At 70.3% G+C, this 15114-nt stretch carries 17 protein-coding genes and 1 tRNA gene; 9 read left to right on the plus strand and 9 right to left on the minus strand.

Annotated elements, in window-relative coordinates:
• Positions 1–29 precede the first annotated feature (29 nt).
• From ACFXJ8_RS12195 to ACFXJ8_RS12205, 3 genes are all read left to right on the plus strand, one after another.
• Positions 30–869, plus strand: a complete 840-nt coding sequence (locus tag ACFXJ8_RS12195) for an NUDIX domain-containing protein (RefSeq protein ID WP_379643904.1) — start codon at positions 30–32, stop codon at positions 867–869.
• Positions 870–1079: 210 nt separating this feature from the next.
• Positions 1080–2060, plus strand: a complete 981-nt coding sequence (locus tag ACFXJ8_RS12200; RefSeq protein ID WP_379643905.1) for a permease — start codon at positions 1080–1082, stop codon at positions 2058–2060.
• Positions 2061–2109: 49 nt separating this feature from the next.
• A complete protein-coding gene (locus ACFXJ8_RS12205; RefSeq protein ID WP_379643906.1) occupies positions 2110–2790 on the plus strand; it encodes a TIGR03943 family putative permease subunit in 681 nt (226 codons plus the stop codon).
• A gap of 3 nt (positions 2791–2793) precedes the next feature.
• Here the strand turns inward: ACFXJ8_RS12205 and ACFXJ8_RS12210 are convergent, their stop codons facing one another.
• Positions 2794–3099, minus strand: a complete 306-nt coding sequence (locus ACFXJ8_RS12210; protein ID WP_379643907.1) for an STAS domain-containing protein — start codon at positions 3097–3099, stop codon at positions 2794–2796.
• 85 nt (positions 3100–3184) lie between these two features.
• Between ACFXJ8_RS12210 and ACFXJ8_RS12215 the strand changes: the two genes are divergently transcribed.
• Positions 3185–3271: transfer RNA gene (locus ACFXJ8_RS12215), tRNA-Ser, on the plus strand.
• 1 nt (position 3272) lies between these two features.
• Here ACFXJ8_RS12215 and ACFXJ8_RS12220 read toward each other — a convergent pair.
• Complete coding sequence (locus ACFXJ8_RS12220) at positions 3273–5261, minus strand: AAA family ATPase (protein ID WP_379643908.1); 1989 nt, start codon at positions 5259–5261, stop codon at positions 3273–3275.
• 115 nt (positions 5262–5376) lie between these two features.
• Here ACFXJ8_RS12220 and ACFXJ8_RS12225 point away from each other — a divergent pair, with 115 nt between their 5' ends.
• Positions 5377–6345, plus strand: a complete 969-nt coding sequence (locus tag ACFXJ8_RS12225) for an NAD(P)H-quinone oxidoreductase (protein WP_379643909.1) — start codon at positions 5377–5379, stop codon at positions 6343–6345.
• 36 nt (positions 6346–6381) lie between these two features.
• A complete protein-coding gene (locus tag ACFXJ8_RS12230) occupies positions 6382–6894 on the plus strand; it encodes a bacterial proteasome activator family protein (RefSeq protein ID WP_379643910.1) in 513 nt (170 codons plus the stop codon).
• Here the strand turns inward: ACFXJ8_RS12230 and ACFXJ8_RS12235 are convergent.
• Positions 6885–7673 carry an HAD family hydrolase gene (locus tag ACFXJ8_RS12235; RefSeq protein ID WP_379643911.1) on the minus strand — a complete coding sequence of 263 codons (789 nt, stop codon included), beginning with the start codon at positions 7671–7673 and terminating at the stop codon, positions 6885–6887. The two genes, ACFXJ8_RS12230 and ACFXJ8_RS12235, sit on opposite strands and share 10 nt — an antisense overlap.
• Positions 7674–7902: 229 nt before the next feature.
• Here ACFXJ8_RS12235 and ACFXJ8_RS12240 point away from each other — a divergent pair, with 229 nt between their 5' ends.
• Positions 7903–8106, plus strand: a complete 204-nt coding sequence (locus ACFXJ8_RS12240) for a cold-shock protein (protein WP_183652851.1) — start codon at positions 7903–7905, stop codon at positions 8104–8106.
• Positions 8107–8295: 189 nt separating this feature from the next.
• Here ACFXJ8_RS12240 and ACFXJ8_RS12245 read toward each other — a convergent pair whose 3' ends face one another.
• Complete coding sequence (locus ACFXJ8_RS12245) at positions 8296–9438, minus strand: FAD-dependent oxidoreductase (protein ID WP_379643912.1); 1143 nt, start codon at positions 9436–9438, stop codon at positions 8296–8298.
• Positions 9439–9526: 88 nt separating this feature from the next.
• Between ACFXJ8_RS12245 and ACFXJ8_RS12250 the strand changes: the two genes are divergently transcribed.
• Together ACFXJ8_RS12250 and ACFXJ8_RS12255 are read left to right on the plus strand one after the other, a co-directional pair.
• On the plus strand, positions 9527–10072 hold the full coding sequence (locus tag ACFXJ8_RS12250; protein ID WP_379643913.1) for a TetR family transcriptional regulator: 546 nt from the start codon (positions 9527–9529) through the stop codon (positions 10070–10072).
• Positions 10073–10115: 43 nt separating this feature from the next.
• The gene (locus ACFXJ8_RS12255; protein ID WP_379643914.1) at positions 10116–11609 is read left to right on the plus strand and encodes a hypothetical protein; all 1494 of its coding nucleotides are present in this window, start codon (positions 10116–10118) and stop codon (positions 11607–11609) included.
• Here ACFXJ8_RS12255 and ACFXJ8_RS12260 read toward each other — a convergent pair.
• The 5 genes from ACFXJ8_RS12260 to ACFXJ8_RS12280 all read right to left on the minus strand — a co-directional run bounded on the left by ACFXJ8_RS12260 (position 11574) and on the right by ACFXJ8_RS12280 (position 15111).
• Positions 11574–11765 carry a hypothetical protein gene (locus ACFXJ8_RS12260; protein WP_379643915.1) on the minus strand — a complete coding sequence of 64 codons (192 nt, stop codon included), beginning with the start codon at positions 11763–11765 and terminating at the stop codon, positions 11574–11576. The two genes, ACFXJ8_RS12255 and ACFXJ8_RS12260, sit on opposite strands and share 36 nt — an antisense overlap.
• 54 nt (positions 11766–11819) lie before the next feature.
• Positions 11820–13082 carry a serine--tRNA ligase gene (gene serS / locus ACFXJ8_RS12265; RefSeq protein ID WP_379643916.1) on the minus strand — a complete coding sequence of 421 codons (1263 nt, stop codon included), beginning with the start codon at positions 13080–13082 and terminating at the stop codon, positions 11820–11822.
• A gap of 144 nt (positions 13083–13226) precedes the next feature.
• Positions 13227–13550, minus strand: coding sequence for a hypothetical protein (locus tag ACFXJ8_RS12270; protein ID WP_379643917.1), 324 nt, complete (start codon positions 13548–13550; stop codon positions 13227–13229).
• A 210-nt stretch (positions 13551–13760) separates the two neighbouring features.
• On the minus strand, positions 13761–14681 hold the full coding sequence (gene pheA / locus ACFXJ8_RS12275) for a prephenate dehydratase (RefSeq protein WP_379643918.1): 921 nt from the start codon (positions 14679–14681) through the stop codon (positions 13761–13763).
• A 13-nt stretch (positions 14682–14694) separates the two neighbouring features.
• Positions 14695–15111, minus strand: a complete 417-nt coding sequence (locus ACFXJ8_RS12280; RefSeq protein ID WP_379643919.1) for a DUF4446 family protein — start codon at positions 15109–15111, stop codon at positions 14695–14697.
• Positions 15112–15114: the final 3 nt, after the last annotated feature.

Consider the following 15114-nt stretch of genomic DNA (forward strand, 5'->3'; position numbering starts at 1 on the left):
GAGGTCGGCGAAGGGGAGGCGAGGCGAGGGTGGCGGCAAAGGACGGCGACGGGTGGGCGCTGTGCGCGCGGGGACACCGGCACTGGGGTCTGTACGGCGCGGCGGGCCTGCTCGCCGTCCACCGCGACGACGAGGGCGTCCCTCGCGTGCTGATGCAGGAGCGCGCCCTGTGGAGCCATCACGGCGGCACCTGGGGCCTGCCGGGTGGGGCGCGCGACAGCCACGAGGAATCCGTCCACACCGCGCTGCGCGAGGCGAGCGAGGAGGCGGCGCTGTCGGGCGAGGGGCTGCGCGTGCGCGGCGTCTACCGTGACGACCACGGCGGCTGGACGTTCGACACGGTGATCGCCGAGGCCGCGACGCTGCTGCCCGCCGTACCGGGGAACGAGGAGAGCAAGCAGCTGCGCTGGTTCACGGTCCCGGAGGTCGGCGGGCTGAAGCTGCACCCGGGCTTCGCCGAGTCGTGGCCGCAGGTCCAGGCCGTGATGGAGCCCGATCTGGTGGTCCTCGACATCGCCAACATCGTCGGCGCGCGGGCCGAGCACGGCTGGTGGAAGGACCGTCAGGCGGCGGCGGCCAGGCTGCTGGCCGACACGGCGGGCGCGAGCCTGCCGCACCAGGTGCTCGCCCAGTGGTTCCCCGACGTGGTCGCGGTGGTGGAGGGCGCGGCCCGCGGCGTGCCGTCCGTCGACGGCATCGCGGTCGTCGACGCCGACGGCAGCGGCGACGACGCGATCATCGAGGTCGTACGGCAGGCCAAGCCGTGGGAACGCGTGCTCGTCGTCACGGCCGACAGGGCGTTGAGAGAGCTGGTCACCGGGCTCGGTGCGCTGGTGACGGGACCGAAGTGGCTCCTGGACCGGCTCTGAGGTGACGGAGGTGACGGAGGTGACGGGGCCGAAGTGGCTCCCGGATCGGCTCTGAGGTGACGGAGGTGACGGGGCCGAAGTGGCTCCCGGACCGGCTTTGAGCCGACGACGGCGACGGGCCGAAGTGGCTCCCGGACCGGCTTTGAGCTGACAGCGATGACGGGGCCGAAGTGGCGCGTGGACCCGCTCTGAGCTGACAGCATGGTGCGCATGTCCGCCCCCGGGACGCTCGAGATCCCCCCTGACGAATGGGGCAGGCCGCACCCCGGCAAGCAGGTGCCGTGGCTGTTCCTCGGCATCGTCGTCGCCCTGCTCGTCGGCCGGTTGCTGCTCGCGCCGTACCTGACCGATCCGGGGTTGCGCACCTGGGCGACGATCTTCGTGGCGATCTGCGTGCAGGCGCTGCCGTTCCTGGTGTTCGGCGTAGCGATGTCGGCGGCGATCGCGGCCTTCGTGCCCGAGGGCTTCTGGACCAGGGCGCTGCCCCGGCGGCCCGCGGTGGCGGTGCCGGTGGCGGGCCTGGCGGGGGCGGTGCTGCCGGGCTGCGAGTGCGCCTCCGTGCCGGTGGCCTCCGGGCTGATCAAGCGAGGGGTCACACCGGCGGCGGCGCTGGCGTTCCTGCTCTCCTCGCCCGCGATCAACCCCGTCGTGCTGGTCGCCACCGCGGTCGCCTTCCCTGGGCAGCCGATGATGGTGCTGGCCCGCTTCGCGGCGTCGCTGGTGGCGGCGGTGGGTGTGGGCTGGCTGTGGCTGCGGTTCGGCAAGTCCGAGTGGCTGCGCAACAGGAGCCACCACCACGGCTCGTTCCTGGAGGCGATGCGCCACGACCTGCTGCACGCGGGCGGCTTCCTCATCGTCGGCGGCCTGGCGGCCGCCACACTGAACGTCGTCGTCCCGCGCGAGTGGCTGACCGCCGTCGCGGACGTGCCGTGGCTGTCGGTGCTGGTGCTGGCGGCCCTGGCCGTCCTGCTGTCGATCTGCTCGGAGGCCGACGCGTTCGTGGCCGCCTCGCTGTCGGCCTTCTCGCCGACCGCCAAACTGACGTTCATGGTGGTCGGGCCGATGGTCGACCTCAAGCTGATCGCGCTGCAGGCCGGCACGTTCGGCAGGGCGTTCGCGGTCAGGTTCGTGCCCGTCACGCTGGCGTTCGCGATCGCCGCCAGCGCCCTCGCCGGATGGATCCTGCTGTGAGCGAGCTTGCGAGCGAACTGGGCCCGACGGAGGAGGGCCGGTGAGCCGGATGTCGCAGAATCTGGTGCTGATGCTGCTCGGTGGCGCGTTGCTGCGGATCTCGGCGTTCTCCACCACCTACGTCAACTACGTCAAACCGGGCTTCAGGCCGTTCCTTGTCGCGGCAGGGCTGGTGATCTTCGTCATCGGGCTGCTCGGCCTGGTCCACAGGGCGAAGGAACACCACCACCACGGGCCCAAGGTGGCGTGGCTGCTGTGCCTGCCAGTGTTCGCCGTCTTCCTGATCGCGCCCCCGGCGCTCGGCTCCTTCGCCGCCGCCAGGTCGGACGCCCCTCCGCCGCCGCGGTCCCAGGCGCTCGACGCCTACGCGCCGTTGCGGGGCGACCGTCCCGTCGAGATGCCGATGAGCGAGTTCATCGGCAGGGTCTTCAGCGACTCCAGCCAGACGCTCAAGGACAAGCCGGTCAAGCTCACCGGTTTCGTCACACCCGCGAAGAAGAAGGGCCAGTGGTACGTCACGAGGATGCAGCTGGCCTGCTGCGCCGCCGACGCCTACGCGCTGAAGGTGATCGTGCGCGACGCCCCACCGCCCGAGGCCGACACCTGGGTCCAGGTCACGGGAACGTGGGTGCCGAAGGAGATCGACCCGAACGCCACCGGCGTCATCTACGCCGAGCTCGCCGCCACCGACGTGGAGCCGGTACAGGCGCCCGCGGAGCCGTACGAATAGCTGTCAGGGGAAGGCGGCGTTGAGGCCGGTCACCTCCAGCACCCGCCGCAGCACGCCGTGCACTCCCGTCAGGCGGAGCGTGCCGCCCCGCTCCCGCACGTGGCGCAGGTGCTCGATTAGCACCCACAGCCCGCTGGAATCGCAGAACGCCAGCCCTGAGGCGTCCACCACGATGGTGTGGACACCTTCGGCGAGCAGCTGCGAGAGGCGCTCGTCGAGCACCGATGCGGTGAGCTTGTCGAGATCACCCTCCAGCCGCACCACCGCAGCTCCGCAGGAGCGCTCCACCTCGACGTCGAGTTCTGCCAACGGGGTTGCCTCCCGCGTAGGAGCCTTCTCCCGAAGGTACACCCCTGCCGTGAGTGCCGTTAGCCGCTAAGGTGGTGTGCGCACTGGAGGGTTCGCATAGTGGACGAGTGCAGCCGCCTTGAAAGCGGCCAGGTCAGCGATGGCCTCAAGGGTTCGAATCCCTTACCCTCCGCTCACACTCCCGCCAGGCCGTCTCCGACGGCTGCGGCGAGCTGCAGATAGGCGTCCCTCGTCGGCTCCTGCAGCCGGTCGAGGTCGATCTCCGCGCCCTCCTCCAGATGCGGGTCGTACGGCACGCGGATCACCGTACGGCAGCGCGCCGCGAAGTGCGCCTCCAGCTTGGCGATGTCCACAGCCGACTTCGACCTCGGCCGCACGCTGCACAACACCACCGTCGCGTCCCTGACCAGGTCGCCGTAGTGGTGCGCCTCCAGCCAGTCGAGCGTGGCCGAGGCCGCCCGCGCGCCGTCCACCGACGGCGAGCTGACCAGCACGATCTGGTCGGCCAGGCCGAGCACGCCCGACATCGCCGAGTGGAGCAGGCCGGTGCCGCAGTCGGTGATGCAGATGGAGTAGAAGTTCTCCAGCACCTGGGCGACCTGCTGGTAGTCGGCGGCGCTGAACGCCTCCGACACCGAGGGATCGCGGTCGGAGGCGAGCACCTCCAGCCGCGAGGTGGCCTGCGAGGTGAAGGCCCTGATGTCGACGTACCGCTTGACCTGGGCCCGCTCGTTGAGCAGGTCGCGCACGGTCGCCGAGGTCTCCAGCTCCAGCTTGTCCGACAGCGTGCCCCGGTCGGGGTTGGCGTCCACCGCGATCACCCTGTCGCCGCGGACCTGCGCCAGCGTGGCGCCCAGACCGACCGTGGTGGTGGTCTTGCCGACGCCGCCCTTCAGGCTGAGCACGGCGACGCGGTGGTGCCCGGTCGAGACGGGGGTGCGCGCCCTGGCCACCAGCGCCCTGCGGCGGCGCACGTCGGCTGGCTCGCCCGGCTTGATCCAGCCCGCCGAGGCCTTGTAGACCAGGCGGCGCCAGCCCTTGGAGGGAGCGTTCCTGCGGCCGCGCAGCAGCGAGTCGGGGTCCAGGCTCTCGGCCGTCGGCCGGTCGCCTGTCGCGGGGCGGGACGGCGCGGCGAACACCGGCACGGGGGGCTGGGGGCGGCGCCGTACGGGGAAGGACTCCTCCTGCTCCACGACCACCTCCACCGACGGCTCCTCGGCCCAGGGGCGCTGGAAGCGCAGCTCGAAGTCCTGCCGCTCGACTTCGCGGCGCGGGGTGTCGCGGCGGTGGGTCTGGCGCCGCTCGACATCGGCGCGGTCGTCCTCGTGGCGCTCGAACCCGGTGAGCTCGAACCCCGCGCGCTCGTACCTGGCCCGCTCGTCCCCGGCCCGCTCGTCACCGAGGCGCTCGGACTGGTGACGCTCGTCTTCGTCGCACTCGGGCTCGTGGTCTTCGGAAGCCTCGGGACTCAGGCCCGCCTCGGGACGCAGGTCCACTTCGGGACGCAGGTCCACCTCGGGGCTCAGGCTCGCCTCGGCGCTCTGGCTCGCCTCGGGGCGCTGGCCGAAGGTGAACCGCTCGAAGGCGGGCTCCTCCGGGCGCGGCGGTTCGACCGACGGCTGGGTGTCGACCACCTCGCCCTGGACGGTCTCCACGTCCGCGACGTCCTGCCACGGCGGCGTGGGCCACGACGGGTCCGTGCGCTCCTCAGGCGGCAGCGGGTCGAACATGCTGCCACCGGATTCGGCCCCGGCCTCGCGCGGCCTGTCGAAGGCCGTCATCCGGTAGGAGTCGGTGTCGTCGGGGCGGGGGAGCGGCTTCAACGGCGCCATGAAGGCATCGTCGTCGTCCCTGCCGAACGCGGGAGGCGCCGGAGTCTCGAACCACTCGGCGGCCTCGACCTCCTCGGCCGGAAGCTCCTCTGCGGCCTCGGGGCCGTACACCGAGTCGACCGCGGCGCGGAACAGCGGCGGGGTCGGGGTGTCCTGCTCCGTGGGCACCGACAGCCATGGGTCCTTCGGATACGGCGATACGACGGTGTCGTCCGTGCTGATGGCGCCGGTCTTGGCGCTTACCTTGACGGGTTCCTCGTCGTTCTCCTTGATGGCGTCGAGCCAGGCGAGCTGTTCCTCGAGAGATTCTTCACGATCGTGCCTTGCCACCGTGTTCCCCCTCGGGACGGGTGTAAAGGTGCGGCAAACACATTGCAGATTAACGCCCTGTGTTCCGCTGAATGCAGGCAACCCGCAACTTCACCGCCGGGCTACGGTGGGTCACATGCGAGCGATTGTCATCACCAGGCCCGGTGGACCAGAGGTTCTGGAGTGGCAGGAGGTGCCCGATCCACGTCCTGAGCGGGGCGACGTCGTAATCGAGATCACCGCCTCCGCGGTCAACAGAGCCGATGTGATCCAACGGCTAGGTTTCTATGACCCTCCGCCGGGCGCCTCCCCCTATCCCGGTCTCGAATGCTCGGGAGTGATCTCCGAGGTCGGCCCGGACGTCGTCGGGTTCGCGGTCGGCGACCGCGTCTGCGCCCTGCTCGGTGGCGGCGGCTACGCCGAGCGCGTGGCCGTACCGTGGCAGCAGGTCATGCCCGCGCCCGACGGGTTGTCGCTGACCGAGGCGGCGGGGCTGCCCGAGACGGTGTGCACGGTCTGGTCGAACGTCTTCATGACCGGCAGGCTCAGGCGCGGCGAGACGCTGCTGGTGCACGGCGGCGCCAGCGGCATCGGAACGACCGCGATCCAGCTGGCCAAGGCGTTCGGCTCGCGCGTGGTGGTGACGGTCGGGTCGCCGGAGAAGGCCGAGCGGTGCCTGGCGCTGGGCGCCGACGAGGCGATCAACTACCGGACCGAGGACTTCGCCGAGAAGGTCCAGGCGGACGTGATCCTCGACATCATGGGCGCGAAATACCTCCCGGGGAATGTCAAAGCTCTCAAGACGGGCGGACGCCTGGTCGTGATCGGGCTGCAGGGCGGCACCAAGGGCGAGCTCGACCTGCACATGCTGACCAGGAAGCGGGCCGCCGTCCACGGCACCACGCTGCGCTCCCGGCCGACCGACGAGAAGGGCGTGGTCGTGCGCGGGGTCGTCGACGACGTCTGGCCGCTGGTGTCGGCGGGCGCGATCAAACCGGTCGTGTACGCCGAGGTGCCCGTGTCCGAGGCCGCCCGCGCCCACGAGCTCCTCGACTCCGGCAAGCACGTCGGAAAGATCCTGCTGCCGGTCCGCCCCGAAGTCTGAGAATGCCGGATTCGCAACGACAGGTAGGTTGAGAGCATGAACGCTGAGGAGAACACCCCCCACATCGTGGTGGTGGGACCCGAGGGCTTCAGCGCCCAGGGCGATAGTGGTGAGCAGGAAGAGCGGTCGGTCGCCAGCCTGGTGGAGCAGCCCGCGAAGGTGATGCGCATCGGCAGCATGATCCGCACGCTGCTCGAAGAGGTCAGGGCGGCCCCTCTCGACGAGGCCAGCCGCAAGCGATTGAAGGAGATCCACGAGAGCTCCATCAAGGAGCTCGAGGACGGTCTCGCGCCCGAGCTGGTCGACGAGCTCGAGCGGTTGTCGTTGCCGTTCACCGAGGACAACGGCACGCCGCCGAGCGACGCGGAGCTGCGCATCGCGCACGCCCAGCTCGTCGGGTGGCTTGAGGGGTTGTTCCACGGGATCCAGACCACGCTGTTCGCGCAGCAGATGGCGGCCCGTGCCCAGTTGGAGCAGATGCGCAAGGCGCTGCCCGGAGGGATGACGCAGGACCACCAGCGGGCCAGCGGCTCGGGTCCCTACCTGTAGATCTTCTCCAGCACCTGCGCCACGCCGTCGTCGTCGTTCGCCGCGGTCACCTGGTCGACCGCGGCGAGCACGGCGGGGTGGGCGTTGGCGACGGCGTAGGAGGTGCCTGCCCAGGCGAGCATGGGCAGGTCGTTCGGCATGTCCCCGAACGCGATCACCTCGCTCGGCCCGATCCCGTTGGCCGACGACAGCGCGGCGAGGGCGGAGGCTTTGGTGACTCCCTGAGCGCTCATCTCGACCAGCGCCCTGCCGCTGGAGTGGGTGGTGGTCACCAGGTGGCCCACGAGCTCGTGAACGGCCGCGTGGAGGCTGTCGGGGTCCATTCCGGGATGAAGGGCCAGGAGCTTGGCGCAGGGGCGTGAGGTGAGCGTCGCCACGGCCTTGCTGTCGACGCCACCGAGTCCGAAATCGGACTCATGCGCAAAACCGCCTTCGTACTCGACCGAAAATGTCAGATCGGGCACGTTCGCTCGAAGCTGAGCGACGACCTCTTCGAGGACATCGGCCGCTATCAGATGCGACTCCACAATCCGTTCGGTGTGGAGGTCGTAGAGCAGGGCTCCGTTGGCGCAGATGGCCAGCCCGCGGTGCCGTACGGCATCGGCGACTTCCCGCATCCACCTGGGCGGACGGCCTGTGACGAAGACCAGCATGGAGCCCGCCCGCTCGACGTCGGCGAAGGCGGCGGCGGTGCGCGCGGACACGGTTCCGTCGGCGCGGAGGGCGGTCCCGTCGAGGTCGGTGGCGACGAGTCGAGGGGTCGAAGAGTGGCTCGGCATAACAGGTTCCAGTTTGCACGCTGCTGCCGATCTCCAGAAATCTTCCTAGCGAGGGGAACACCAACGCGGCGGAATGGTGTTAGATGTGATGGCGTTGTATTAGCTGATCCCGTAGTGAAAACCGGCATGAGATTGCGATTGTCTGAGCCACCCCGGGTGCTCGCTGTACGACCAACCGGGATTCGCGAGGTGCGGGTCCCATAGATTCACATCCTGAGGGAGAGCTTTTATGGCTCAGGGAACCGTCAAGTGGTTCAACGCCGAGAAGGGCTTCGGCTTCATCGCCCCGGACGGCGGTGCGCCGGACGTGTTCGTTCACTTCTCCGAGATCGTCGGCAACGGCTACCGCAGCCTTGAAGACGGGGCGCGGGTCGAGTTCGAGATCACGCAGGGACAGAAGGGGCCGCAGGCCTCCCAGGTCCGTGCCATCTGACCTGATAGCTACGAGGTGAGAGCGGGGACCATCCGGTCCCCGCTCTTTCTCGTCTCCGGGCGAGTCTCCGCGGCAGGGCCGATCCTCCGGTACGGCAGGCGCGGTCCAGCCCACCCAGGTCACCGCTGACCCCCTGTCCAGGGAGACGCTCCTCCAGCTCCGTCGGCTGAGGTCCCAGACGCGCCGCCCTCAGCGGTACACCAGCCCCGACAGCCGCCACGCCAGCCGCCTCCTGAACGCGGGCACCACCGCCAGAGCCCTCAGCAGGGCGTTCCGCAGCGGGCGCCACCGCCTGCCGACCGTGGCCAGCCCGGTGAGCTGTCCCGCGAACCTCACCACCTGCTCGGCCACGGGCCGCCGCCTGGCCGCGTAGTCGTCCAGCGGACCCTCCGAGCCGGTTCGCAACGCCTCGCCCAGTGCCTGTCCGAGCGCCGCCGCGTCCTGCAGCCCCGCGTTCATGCCCTGCCCGCCCGCCGGGCTGTGCACGTGGGCTGCGTCGCCGGCGAGCACCACCCGGCCCGAGCGGTAGGCGTCGGCCACCCTGTGGTGGACCCTGAACCGCGAGCCCCAGACGACCTCCTCGATCACCACCCTGTCCGTGGCCGGGCCGCGCTCGTCGAGCAGCTTCTGCACGAAGGCCACACCGGGCCGCTCAGGCGCCTCGTCAACGGTGGCGACGATCCTGAACGCGCCTCCGGGCAGCGGGGCGACCACCACGAGGCCCTCGGGGGAGAAGAAGAGCGCGACCTCGTCGCCGGGGACGCCGCCGCGCAGCCGTACGTCGGCCAGGGAGAACGACTCCGCGTACGTCCCGCCGGTGAACCCGATGCCCACCTGCTCGCGCACGGTGCTGTGCATGCCGTCCGCGCCGACCAGGTAGGTGGCGCGCACGCTGCTGCCGTCGTCGAAGACGGCGGTGGCGCCCTCGCCGTCCTGCTTCACCTCCACCAGCCGGTACGGCCTGGCGACCCGCCCACCGAGCTCCTCGAACCGGTCCAGCAGGATCCGCTCGGTGTCGGCCTGGGAGATCATCAGCGTGTAGGGGTAGGCGGTCGGCAGCCGGGTGAAGTCGACGGGCACCAGCACCCTGTCCCTGTCCCTGATGGTGAAGCGGGGCGAGTGGATGCCCCTGGCGGTCATGGCCTCGGTGACGCCGAGCGGCCGCAGCACTTCGAGGGTGCGGGCGTGGACGACGGCGGCCCTGGAGGTGTTGTCGCCCTCGGCCTGGTCGTCGGCGATGGTGACGTCGAAGCCCTGCTGGGCGAGGGACACGGCGACGGCGAGCCCGGTGGGGCCCGCGCCGATGACCAGGACGTCGGTGGTGCTGTTCATCTCGCGCTCCTTTGGTCAACGCTTGTTGGCATCACTATGCGCCCGCCTGGGTGGCGATGTCAACACGTGTTGGCCTACAGTTGTTGACATGAGGAGAACGTCCGAGGACACCAAGGCGGCGATCCTGGCCGCCGCCCGCGAGCGCTTCGCGGCCGACGGCTACGAGAAGGCGACGATCAGGGCCATCGCCGCCGACGTCGGGATCGACCCGGCCATGGTGATGCGCTACTTCGGCAACAAGGAGAAGCTGTTCGCCGCCGCCGCCCGCTTCGACCTGCGCTTTCCCGACCTGCCCGCGATGGAGCCCGACGAGGTGGGGGCCGCGATGGTCAGGCACTTCCTCGCGCTGTGGGAAACCAACGAGTCGCTCCAGGTGCTGCTGCGCACCGGCGTCACCAACGACGCGGCCGCCGAGCGCATGCGGGAGATCTTCGCCGCCCAGCTCGGACCCCTGGCCGCCCGCCTGTGCCCCGACCCGTCCTCGGCGCCCGTCCGCGCGGGCCTGGCGGCCTCCCAGATCCTCGGCATGGCCCTGACCCGCTACATCCTGCGGTTGCCCCCCGTGGTCGCCATGACCCACGACGAGATCGTCGCCTGGCTCGGCCCGACCATCCAGCGTTATCTGATCGATTGACTGCGTGGCGAACCGCCGGTGATCGGGGGGTTTCTAACCAGTCATGAAGTACGCCTGGTTATGCCACCCCGTGACGGTTGTCGCGGTGATCGTGCTGCTGGTCAACGACCACGTGCTCAAGCAGACCTGGCCCGGGTTCCTCACGGGCAAGCTGAGCGACGTCGCGGGCCTGGTCGTCGCGCCGCCCCTGCTGGCCCTGCTGCTGCGCCGCCGAGCCGACCTGGCGGCGGTCCTGCTCACCGGCGCGGTCTTCGCGGTCGTCAAATGTACGGAAACGGGCGCTGAGGTGGCGTCCCAGGTCTGGACCCTGGCGGCGGGCCCTTCGCGCGTCCTGGCCGATCCCACGGACCTCCTGGCCCTCCCCGCCCTGGCGCTGGCCTGGTGGGTTCGCGAGCACGCCGACACCGTCCCCACGAGGACGAGAATCGCTTTCGCAATCCCGCTCGCCGTCCTCGCCGTCACCGCCACCTCGGCCGCGCCGCCCGTTCCTGCCGCCGAGGACGTCCGCATCGAGGGAAAAACGATCGTCGCGATCGTGGGCGGGAGTGAGAGCGACAACGTCTCCCTCGACGGCGGCAGCACATGGAGCGCCCGGCGCGGCGAAGCGAGGGGCCCCGACCGGTCGGCGGCCTCCCGGCGTGAGGTACCCGGCCAATCGGCTGCCTGCGTGCCCGGTCAGGCCCAGCGGTGCTACCGGATCGTCAAGGACAGGATGAAGGTCGAACAGTCCGACGACGGTGGCGTGACATGGCGGCCGTCGTGGGAGGTGCCCAGTGGGAGGGTGGCGCTGCTGGAGCGGGCGCTGGCCCCCGAACCCTTCGACCTGCTCGGGCGCGCGACTTACGACCCCGTCAGACCGGTGACGTCCGTGGCGCTCGCCGTCCAGGACAGGCCGGGCGGGCAGCACGTCGTGGTGGTCGCCAACGGCCTCGACGGTGTGGCGGTCAGGAACCCCGCAGGCACCTGGCGGCGGCTGGGATTCTCGAAGGCAGGCGGCCTGTCCGAGGCCGATGCCACACCGCTGGACCGGTTCGGCGTGCACGTGGGGGACGAGACGACGGTCGCGGTGCTGGCCGGGCTCGGTGCGTTCGCGCTGGCGCTGGGCGTCCGCAAGCCCCGCCGAGCGGTCGCGGTCACGGTCGCCTGCACCCTCGCCGCGTGCGGATGCGCCACGCTGCTTCCACTCGGAACGGGGGTGGGAACGTGGGCGCTGCTGACGGGAGTGCTCGGCATGATGACAGTGGCCGTTACGCTGATCGTCCTGTTGGCGATCACGGGGGCGGCGGGACTGACCGCTCGGCAACTCACCGTGGCGTCCGGGGCGGGCGTGTTCACGGCGCTCGGCGTCGCCCTGCCGTTCCACGGGTGGAGCGCCGGATGGCCCGACGATTACGGGACCGCCGTCGGCCTCGCCGTACTGCTCGGGCTCGCGGCCGCGACCGCGGGCTGCGTCACGGCCCTGCGCGTGGGTAAACCCAGCCGACGGGCATCGAGCTCACGGTCAACGGCGGCTACGCGCACTGATCACGCCGTCTAGGGTGTCGGCCATGCGAACGATCTGGCGGATCGTCATGGTGTCGGCCGCCCTCGGCGGGATCGCCTGCGCGGCGGTCGCGCTCAGGAACCCGTGGTCGCGGCGTTCGCCTTCGTCGCTCTGTTCGTCGCGGCGGGCTACGGCCTCGTCGGCCTCCATCGCCTGACCTCGCGCCGGGTGGGGGGCATGCTGTGACGCCTGCCCCCCACCGAGCTACTTGGCGGGCTCCAGGACGTCGAGGCCCACGTAGGGGCGCAGCGCCTTCGGCACCACGACCGAGCCGTCGGCCTGCTGGTGGGTCTCCAGGATGGCGACGATCCACCGCGTGGTGGCGAGCGTGCCGTTGAGGGTGGCCAGGAAGCGCGGCTTGCCCTCCTTGTCGCGGAACCTGGCGCCCAGCCTGCGCGCCTGGAACTCGGTGCAGTTGGACGTCGAGGTCAGCTCCCGGTAACGACCCTGGGTCGGGATCCACGCCTCGCAGTCGAACTTGCGCGCCGCCGACATGCCCAGGTCGCCCGCCGCCGTGTCGATGATGCGGTACGGCACCTCGATCTTGGACAGCATGTCCTTCTCCCACGCGAGCAGCCGCTGGTGCTCGGCCTCGGCCTCCTCGGGCCGGCAGTAGGAGAACATCTCGACCTTGTCGAACTGGTGGACGCGGATGATGCCGCGGGTGTCCTTGCCGTACGAGCCGGCCTCGCGGCGGAAGCACGACGACCAGCCCGCGTAGCGCAGCGGCAGTTGACCGCCGTCGACGATCTCGTCGCCGTGGTAGCCCGCCAGCGCCACCTCGGACGTGCCGACCAGGTAGAGGTCGTCCTCGGGCAGGCGGTAGATCTCCTTGTCGTGGGCGACGTGGAAACCGGTGCCCGCCATGGTCTCGGGCTTGACCAGTACCGGCGTGATCATCGGGATGAAGCCCGCCTCGATCGCCTGCTGCATCGCCATGTTGAGCAGCCCGAGCTGCAGCCGCGCGCCGACGCCGCGCAGGAAGAAGAACCGCGAGCCCGAGACCTTCGCGCCGCGCTCCATGTCGATGGCGCCGAGCAGCTCGCCCAGCTCCAGGTGGTCACGCGGCTCGAAGTCGAACTGGCGCGGCTCGCCGACGGTCTCCAGCACGACGTAGTCGTCCTCGCCGCCGTGGGGTGCCTCGGGCGAGACGATGTTGGGGATGGTGCCGATGAGCTCGTCCAGCTCGACGGCGAGCTTCTCGGCCTCGGCCTCGGCCGTCTTGACCTGCGCGGCGAGCTCCTTGGCCCGCTGCAGCAGCGCCTGCTTCTCCTCGCCTGAGGCCTTGGAGACCGACTTGCCCATGGACTTCTGCTCGGCGCGCAGAGACTCGAACGAGGTCAGCGCGGCGCGTCGGCGCTCATCCAGGTCGAGCAGCGTGTCGACGACGGCGTCGTCCTCACCGCGGGCACGCTGCGACGCCCGTAGCCGGTCGGGGTCCTCACGAAGGGTACGCAGGTCAATCACAGACCAAGGCTACCGACCCGCCGTGTCAGCCCGCGCCTGCTTTCTCTCTCGTACGGCAGGCGGGGCCCAGGCCCGCCCAGATCTTGGCCGGACGCAGATCCGCCGGTGGCGACCGGAACGCGGTCACCGTCAAGGGCTGGACATTCAGGAACCGGCAAACCCCATGGCCAGACGGCGAGCGGGAGCGCACGGCTGACCCAGACGCTCGCAGCACTCCTCGAAACCCGGCGGCAGCCACTGGCCCGACAGCAGCCGGGGATGGCGCCGAAAGAACCGCACGGCCGCCAATCCGAAGATCAACGAAGCCCAGGGAGTGTGGAACTCCACGACAATCCGGCTCCCGCCTGCGCCGGTGTTCGTCTCGATCTCCACAACGCCCTCGGCCACCAGGTCGAGGCTGGTGATCTCCTCGTAGCAGATCTGCTGACGAGCGCATCCTGGCCGGTTCGACGGCGAGCAGATGTTCACCCTGCACCAGCGACAGCATGGAGGCCAGCTGGGGCAGGTCGATCGTGCCGGGATGGCGGAGGAAGCGCACGGCGATGATCTGACATGTCTGCCATAACCGTGCCTCAAAAGGGTTGAACGCCCCCCAGTTCACCATGTGGATCATGGAAGCACAGGCAATGTCCAGAACGACGTCATCTCCCGCCTGACGCCGCGCCCCCAGACACGCGGTCAGACCTGGCCCGACCTGATCCGGGTCAGCCAGTCGCCCGCCTCGGCGAAGTCGGCGTCGGCCGTACCCCTCTTGGCCTGGGGGACCACCCCGTCGGCCCGCGGATAGCTGCCGAGGAAACGCACCTCGCCGCAGATCCGGTGCAGCCCCGACAGTGCCTCGCCGACGCGCGCGTCGGACACGTGCCCCTCGAAGTCGAAGTGGAAGAAGTAGCGGCCGATGCCCTCGCCGGTGGGCCGCGACTCGATGCGGGTCAGGTTGACCCCGCGCACCGAGAACTCGGTCAGCATCTCCAGCAGGGCGCCGGGGTGGTCGTCGGTGAGGAAGACCACGAGCGTGGTGCGGTCGGACCCGGTCGGCGCGGGCAGCGGCCCCGGCCGAGACACCCTGACGAACCGGGTCTCGGTGTCGGACCTGTCGCCGATGTTGGCGGCGATCTCGACCAGGCCGTAGTGCTCGCCCGCGATGCGGGCGGCGATGGCCGCGTCGTACGGCGAGCCGGGCAGCGACACCTCCTGCGCGGCGGCGGCGGTGGAGGGCGCGGCGACGACGAACGCGTCGGGCAGCTCACGGGCGATGAACCCCCTGCACTGCGTGATCGCGGCAGGGTGGGTGTAGACGCGCTTGATGTGCGCGAGCTCGGTGCCGGGCCTGGCCAGCAGCGAGAACTGCACGGGCAGCAGCAGCTCGGCCGAGATGAGCAGGGGTTCGCCCCAGGCGAACTCGTCGAGCGTCGTGGTGATGGCGCCTTCGAGGGAGTTCTCCAGCGGAACGACCGCTCCGTCGGCCTCGCCCGAGCGGCACGCGTTGAGCGCCGCGCTGACGGTGGCGCAGGGCAGGCGCTCGGCGTCGGGCGCCATGAGCCGCAGGGCCTCCTCGGTGAAGGTGCCCTCCGGCCCGAGATAGGCGAGACGAGACATGACTACAGGGTAGTCAACGCCTCGCCATCTGTGGTTGGAACTCCGGACCGAGACCGAGCCTGGCCGCGCGCACCGCCTCCAGCTCCTCGGGCGACAGCGGCTGGGCGCCCTTGCCGCCGACCACCGGACGCACGTAGGTGCGGGTCTCGGAGCGGCCGTTGATGGAGGTGAGCACGATGCCGTCGCCCAGACCGTTGATCATCGCGACGGAGAACGAGAGGCGGCCCGTCATCTCCTCCAGCGCGTCGTAGCGGTAGACCGCCACGTCGCGGATGGCCTTGAGGTCTCCTTTGCTTTCGCTGGCCTGCCTGGAGATCATCTGCTGGCAGTCGTCGACGGCCGCGCGCGCCTGCCTGAGCGCGAGATAGCCGATGACGACGCCGCTGACCCCGGCGAGGACACCCACGACTAGCCAGAGAGTAATCAGCACATC

Origin of the sequence: Nonomuraea sp. NPDC059194, from assembly GCF_042754765.1 — a bacterium.
GTDB lineage: Bacteria > Actinomycetota > Actinomycetes > Streptosporangiales > Streptosporangiaceae > Nonomuraea.